This window comes from Myroides sp. LoEW2-1, assembly GCF_009767705.1.
GTDB lineage: Bacteria > Bacteroidota > Bacteroidia > Flavobacteriales > Flavobacteriaceae > Flavobacterium > Flavobacterium album_A.
Genome location: NZ_WSPP01000057.1, coordinates 20,726 through 27,292, shown reverse-complemented (window position 1 = coordinate 27,292; position 6,567 = coordinate 20,726). Strand labels below are relative to the sequence as shown.

Annotated in this window: 5 protein-coding genes; 3 read left to right on the top strand and 2 right to left on the bottom strand. The window is 33.0% G+C overall.

Annotated elements, in window-relative coordinates; all coding sequences use genetic code 11:
- The first annotated feature begins 726 nt into the window (after positions 1-726).
- Entirely contained in the window at positions 727-1,437 is a 711-nt protein-coding gene (locus GOQ24_RS04150; RefSeq protein WP_155092458.1) for a hypothetical protein, read from the top strand.
- A 690-nt stretch (positions 1,438-2,127) separates the two neighbouring features.
- Here the strand turns inward: GOQ24_RS04150 and GOQ24_RS04145 are convergent.
- Positions 2,128-2,544: an HPP family protein gene (locus GOQ24_RS04145; protein ID WP_155092459.1), complete on the bottom strand. Its 417-nt coding sequence runs from the start codon at positions 2,542-2,544 to the stop codon at positions 2,128-2,130.
- Between the two features lie 239 nt (positions 2,545-2,783).
- Here GOQ24_RS04145 and GOQ24_RS04140 point away from each other — a divergent pair, with 239 nt between their 5' ends.
- The gene (locus tag GOQ24_RS04140; RefSeq protein WP_155092460.1) at positions 2,784-4,715 is read left to right on the top strand and encodes a DUF262 domain-containing protein; all 1,932 of its coding nucleotides are present in this window, start codon (positions 2,784-2,786) and stop codon (positions 4,713-4,715) included.
- A gap of 37 nt (positions 4,716-4,752) precedes the next feature.
- Here GOQ24_RS04140 and GOQ24_RS04135 read toward each other — a convergent pair whose 3' ends face one another.
- A complete protein-coding gene (locus tag GOQ24_RS04135; protein ID WP_155092461.1) occupies positions 4,753-5,304 on the bottom strand; it encodes a thioredoxin family protein in 552 nt (183 codons plus the stop codon).
- Positions 5,305-5,554: 250 nt separating this feature from the next.
- Here GOQ24_RS04135 and GOQ24_RS04130 point away from each other — a divergent pair, with 250 nt between their 5' ends.
- Positions 5,555-6,517 (top strand): NAD(P)H-dependent flavin oxidoreductase, encoded by a 963-nt coding sequence (locus GOQ24_RS04130; protein ID WP_155092462.1) that lies wholly within the window; start codon positions 5,555-5,557, stop codon positions 6,515-6,517.
- Positions 6,518-6,567 lie beyond the last annotated feature (50 nt).

Genomic DNA, 6,567 nt, shown 5'->3' with positions numbered 1-6,567 from the left:
CGAATAAAACAATGAATTTTTTTGGAATATGTTTTATTCAACCATGTGTACAAGTGTGGACAGGTTACTATTATTGTTCTTGTCCACTCTTTTTGGAGTTGTATTTACCTGTCATTAAAGCCATTCATTTCTTGAGTTTCAAACTAAAGTATATTCTATAGATTATAGTCTAATGGTTGCTAAATTAGGTGTTTTCTAAAGAGCGTTATAAATTTCGCATTGAGTAATTGATTGTTGCGATTTGATTTTTGATTGTATTTAAAATTCTTTTGATAAATGAAAAGTGAGAAGTTGGGGAGCAATCCATAGTGTTATTTGTCGATTCAATGGTCAATACATTCATTGTTTTTTACACGCCATGACCTCTTTTCTTGTTACAGAAACGTTTGTGAACGGATCCCTTATATTTTAAATTATTTGTAAGTGGTAAATAGTTAGTTACTTAATCATTGTGCAAAATGGAAAATAGAGAAGAATAGCAACTGACAAAAGTAAATTTACTGTTTTTTTTAGTTGTGATAATTGAAGTGCTCGTTTCTACCTGTTATTAAGCTTTCTCTAAGCTATAAAGGGAGAATTATAAAAACAATTTTGTTTAGGTATAAACTAAAGTTGCTCCTTGTTTTTTTCTCAATTAAAAAGTGGGATAACTTATATGTTCGTATGGTTGGTTTTTTCGCATACATGCATACTTTTGTGAGTTTATAATAGAAATAGTAAATAGGTATGAAAAGAGAGATTGTGTTTAAAGATAGTGCTTATCCTGAACCACATCAATTAAAGGAGTTTGTTTGGTCCGGACGAATGGATTTGGAAGGTCGTTTGTGGTTTGATTTACATTTGAAAAGCAAGGATTACTATGATTCTGAAGAAAACACAGATGAGGAAGATGACTATGAAGAAGAAGATTTTGATGGACCTTATACAAGCGAATTACACTGGAAATCGAAGATTGTTTGGGATAACTATCATCAGTGTATTTTATCCTCAACCTATTGGTCTGATGAGCAGGGAATCCTGTTAAGTGATGGATCAAAAAAGGTTGATTTATTTGACAAAGATGAGTTTGGTTTTCAACTTGATGTACTGCCATTAGCGGAAGATTTTTATGAGTCCGAGCCAAGCTTTAGTATTTATTTGTTAGGTCATGACCAGTGTGCAAATCACAATATTACGTTTTCTAAACAGCATGACAAGAAATATACAATACATTGGAAAGGTCAGATTGCTTTGACTTATGGTGGTTTTGAAGAATTCGATCATGCGTTTAGCATAGTCGCAGAAAGTATCTCGTTTATTGGTTTTACCTATCCTGAAGATTGGAGTAGAAAAGAAGCTGAGGAAAAATTCAGTAAAGTATTGACTCATTTCGATCAGTTTGAATTTGTGGCAATTGATTCAGCACAAATAAAAAGTAAATTGGTATATAAGGGTTGATCGGATCCGATCAACCTTAGAACATTTTGTAAAGTGTAGAACAATTTTGGTCTTTAACTCAAAAATAGCCATAGGATAGCAAAAGTAGCTTGGACTATCTGTCAAAAGCGACAAAGTCAAGACTGGTAATAGAGCATCTGTCTAAATGATACGCAAAGTCTAACGATTAAGTTCACTTTAAATTGATAACATTTGTTTTACCTCATTGGTCGTGAATTGGTGTAGTAATGCTTGCACTTCCTTGGGGTTTTCTTGCAGTTTGCTTGGGGTTTCCTTGGGAAAACACACCTTTTCGCCTATAAAACTGCAAGGATGCTGCAAGAAAACTGAGTGAAAGACGCAAGAATGTATCGCTTTTTTTGTGGTAAGTGAGTGTATAAGTGCTTCGGAAATTTGATGGATAACGTGGAAGTATTGTAATTAGACTTGTGTGATACATTGGGACAAAGCAGTTTGCAGTTCTAACGGATGTATTCACAATTATTTTAGGGATAAGAAGATTTTTTTCTTTGGGTTGCTTATACTTTTTGTGTGGTGTTACAGAGTTTAGATATTGATAGAGGTAACTCTTGAATTAACTTTGTTCTCAATAGGGGAAATGAAGTTATGTAAAAAAGACTATCACAAACAGTGATAGTCTTTTTTCGTTGAAATACATTTTATACCTTGAAAAAGGTGTGAATTGTTCAATTAGTATTGCGCAATTAAATAATTTATTAAATCTGTAGTTGTGACTATTCCAACTAATTTTCCTGCTTTGTCCGTGATAGGTAGTGAGTGGAATCTTTGTTTTGAAAATAGTTCAGCTACTTCTTTAATGATTGTGTCTTCTGTAACAACTAATGGATTTTTAGTCATGATATCTTCGAGCTTATAGGCATCGTAAATATCGTTTAGTGCGTCTTTATCCATATCAGCGTTGCTATATCCTATTTTTAGAATATCATTGACACTGATAATTCCAATGAGTTTTTCTGATTCAACTACTGGTATATGTCGGATATTATAGTCGGCAAACAGTTGATTTACTTCACTAATTTTTTTTGTTGATGGTACAGCTATTAATACTTTAGCCATAATCTGAGATACTGGAACTCTTTGTTTCATAGTGTTTCTACTTTAGGTTGTTATATTTTTATATTACAAATATTGGGTTATATGACAACAAAAAGTATGATAAGAGGCATTGGAAAAGACATATTAATTTTGTATCTTCTATAATTGCTAAACTTCTCAATATTAGCTTTAGATACTGCAATCATAACACTTTTAAAAGTTAACAAATTAATATAGCTAAAGAGGGTGAATTGAGTTATTTTTGCCTGCATTTTTTAGCAAATTGAGGGATGAATATTATTGCATTTGAAGAAGTATTTAAGGACCGAATTTTTAGGATACCCGATTATCAGAGAGGATATTCATGGACAAAGAAAGAGTTGAGCGAATTGTGGTATGATCTTTATAATACACATCATCATCGAAATACATTTCACTTCACTGGTATTTTAACGCTAAATGCATTTACTACAGCAGATTTTGAAAGCATTCGCAAAGAAGGTTTTACAGTTAGAAGTAACAAACTTTTGATTAAAGGACAATTTTATACGGGTTGTAATATAGTAGATGGGCAGCAGCGTTTGACTACTTTGTTGATTTTATTGTCTGAACTTGTGAATGTTTTAGATAATGTAGAGTTAAAAGCAGCCTTAGAAAATACTTATTTTAGACATAGAGAGAACGAGGTCAATAAGTATATTTTTGGTTATCACATTGATGTGCCGTCACACAATTACTTGATTAGAGAGATTTTTTCAGAGAAAGACTACCAGGTCGAAGAAACTGAAACACTATACACGCATAATTTATCCATAGCAAAGACTTATTTTTATCAACAAGTTAAAAGTCTTTCTCAGGTAGAAGTTGAAGTCTGGATTAATAAGATTACAAAGCATTTACTTTTCTCTATTCTGGATTTGAGCGAGTCTCAAGAACGTCCATTAGATGTTTCTATGGTTTTTGAAACATTAAATTTTAGAGGAAAGCAATTGTCAAGCCTGGAACGTTTAAAGAATCGGGTATTGTACATTGTATCGAAACAGTTAACTGTTTCTTCTACTATAGATCGGAGTAGGAAGAAAGTGAATCAAGCTTGGTTGGAAGTTTATAAGTGGCTTGGGAGGAATCCATCGCAGGCTATGGATGATGATGCCTTCTTAAAAGCGTTTTGGCTTCTGTATTTTTCTAATTCGACTATGGTTTCTAATGATTTTAAGTCTTATCAAAAGCAACTTTTTACAGTAGATTTTCAATTGGAAAAGGATAATGAGCTAATTAATTATGTCGATTATAAAGTACTGAACGAGTGGTTGGGAAGTATGAAGAAAGCTGTTGTTTTGTGGTATTTTATCAATAATCCTTATGCAGTTGATACAGATATTGATTTTGACTTTCACTACACAGTTGCTTTGCAAAAGTCACTACTAAGGATAAACAATTTTCCAAGGGGATATGGAAAGTATATGTTGAATTTAATATTGTCTATTTTTATGCGTGATTTACCACAGAAATCAGGTGAGGAAACAGACTATAGTGTTCAGCAAAAGTTAGATCAGATTGAGCGGTTATTATTTGCAATAGAACGACATAATATTATGTGCTTTTTATTGCAGGGCAATAATTCCAACTTGAATTTAGAAGATACTTTTAGAGATATTAATTTTTATTATTTAAGAGGTAGGGCTCATACCAATGAATATTTGATAAATGTACTGTTGGAACAACGAGTTAGTCACTTTAGATGGAAAGAGGTAATCAATCACATTCACAAAGGTAATCGCTTCAAAACCTGGGCGGGTTTAGACTATTTTTTAAAGACAATCGAAGAATTAAATGGAGGAGGGTTAAGTCATGTAGACCCTAAAGTTTATCTAATATATCCAGAAGAAGGGCATTATGAAGAACGAAGTACCTACAAGGATATTAATAGCATGCAAAAAGTGAATCGCGATAGGTATAGTTATTCATTGGGAAATATGATTTTGGCTTTTAATCGCTATGAACCCAGTAGTTTTGAAAGAATCCAGCATAAAATAGAAAATGCAGTTAAGCACGAATATAGACTTACAGAGCTCGAGAAAGAAATATTGAGTTATGAAACATGGGATAAGTATAGCATTGAGGATAGAGGGCGTAAGATGATGGAACAGTTTATATCCCATTGGGAACTTCCTGATATACAGGATACGGAGATGAGAAGGTTGTTGTTGTATGAGGTATAAAAAAAGAAACTCTCAATCGAGAGTTTCTTTTTCTTGTTTATAAGGCGTTGTCTAAAAACATTTGTTTTACTTTCTCAACATCATATCCTTTGTCTAATTCTAAGTCTACAGAGTTGATGATATTAGTTACTTTTCCTTCTTGGTCAATCACGAAAAAGAAAGGAAAACCTAATTTCTTTCCCTCAGGCGCATATTTATCAAATACCTCTTTGTTCTTGTTTTTAGTTGAATAGTTCAAATGGTAATACACGTATTCTTTATCTACAATAGATTTAAGTTCTTCTGTTTTTTGAACAAAATCATTGAATCTCAAACACCAGATACACCAGTTTCCTCCCGCTTGTACAAAAACTTTCTTTCCTTCTTTTTTTGCCTGTGCGATTAATTCGTTTAATTTCTCATCTGCATCTTCTTCCTCATTATAAGGTTGAGAAAGGGATTCTTTTTCCGATTTAGCTTCATCTTTCTCTACTGTAGGAGTAGCTTCTTCGGTTTTGGCTTCAGTTTTACTTTCTGTTGCTTTTTGATTACAACTACCCAATAACATCACTGAGAGTACAAGGGAACAAGCGTATGTTAGTTTTTTCATATTAAATTTAATCTATCATTGTTTATTTTACCTTGCAAAGTAAAAAAATAATTAGAGATATACTATCAAGTGTTTTGATCAAAATGAGTAGGTAATTTGTGCTTCCTTTCCTTCAAGGTAAGAAAGTAGGTGTGTTTATGTGTTAAAAGCTTGAAATGAGGGGATTTTCAATCAAAAATAGAGTGGATATGTTTAGAAATCTTGTTATTTTAGATTAAATTACACAATTAAAAAAAACGATAAATTAATTATGACAATACAAGAGTTAAAAGATAGGGTAGTATTACCTATTGTAGTATCCCCAATGTTTATTGTTTCTGGAACCAAATTAGTGATAGAGAGCTGTAAGAATGGAATAGTAGGAACTTTTCCAGCTTTGAATGGTAGAAGTACAGAAGATTTTGAACAAATGCTTATAGAAGTTACGACAGAACTGGACAAGTTTGAAAGAGAGACAGGGAAGAAGCCAGCACCATTTGGAGTTAATATCATTGTCAATAAGACAAATCCAAGAGTAATGCCTGACTTACAGCTTTGTATTAAGTACAAAGTACCTATTATCATTACTTCTTTAGGAGCTGTCAAAGACTTAGTAGATGCAGTTCACAGTTATGGAGGATTAGTTTTTCACGATATTATCAAAAAGCGCCATGCAGAAAAGGCAGCTGAGGCAGGAGTAGATGGTTTAATTTGTGTAGCTGCGGGAGCTGGAGGACATGCAGGTACAGCAAGCCCTTTTGCACTGATAGCGGAGATAAAGAGTTTCTTTGATGGAGTAGTGCTTTTGGCGGGAAGTATAGATAAGGGGAGTGATGTTTTAGCAGCACAGAATATCGGAGCTGATTTTGCTTATATGGGAACGCGATTTATAGCAACAAAAGAATGTGATGCAGTAGATGAATATAAGCAAATGATCGTAGATTCAGGTATTGATGATATAATGTATACAGATGGTGTATCAGGGGTAAATGCAAACTTTCTAAAACCAAGTATCGAGAAAGCAGGTTTAGATCTTAGTGTCAAAAAAGAAGAAGATTTCTCTCAATTGACTGCGGCAAATAGCAAAGCATGGAAAGATATTTGGTCTGCAGGCCATGGGACAGCTGGAATTACAAGTGTTTTGACAGTCAGGGATTTGGTAGAGCAACTAAAAGGAGAGTATAAAGAATCTCTGTGCAAGAATAAAGAAATTTTAGAATCATTAAAATTCTAATTACATAGGATAAGCGAGAGCTTTTAGATTAGTAACTTAATTAACTGAAA

Excerpts from the sequence above, each read along its gene's own strand:
- GOQ24_RS04150 (WP_155092458.1), top strand. The coding sequence starts at position 727 with ATGAAAAGAGAGATTGTGTTTAAAGATAGTGCTTATCCTGAACCACAT.
- GOQ24_RS04145 (WP_155092459.1), bottom strand. The coding sequence starts at position 2,544 with ATGAAACAAAGAGTTCCAGTATCTCAGATTATGGCTAAAGTATTAATA.
- GOQ24_RS04140 (WP_155092460.1), top strand. The coding sequence starts at position 2,784 with ATGAATATTATTGCATTTGAAGAAGTATTTAAGGACCGAATTTTTAGG.
- GOQ24_RS04135 (WP_155092461.1), bottom strand. The coding sequence starts at position 5,304 with ATGAAAAAACTAACATACGCTTGTTCCCTTGTACTCTCAGTGATGTTA.
- GOQ24_RS04130 (WP_155092462.1), top strand. The coding sequence starts at position 5,555 with ATGACAATACAAGAGTTAAAAGATAGGGTAGTATTACCTATTGTAGTA.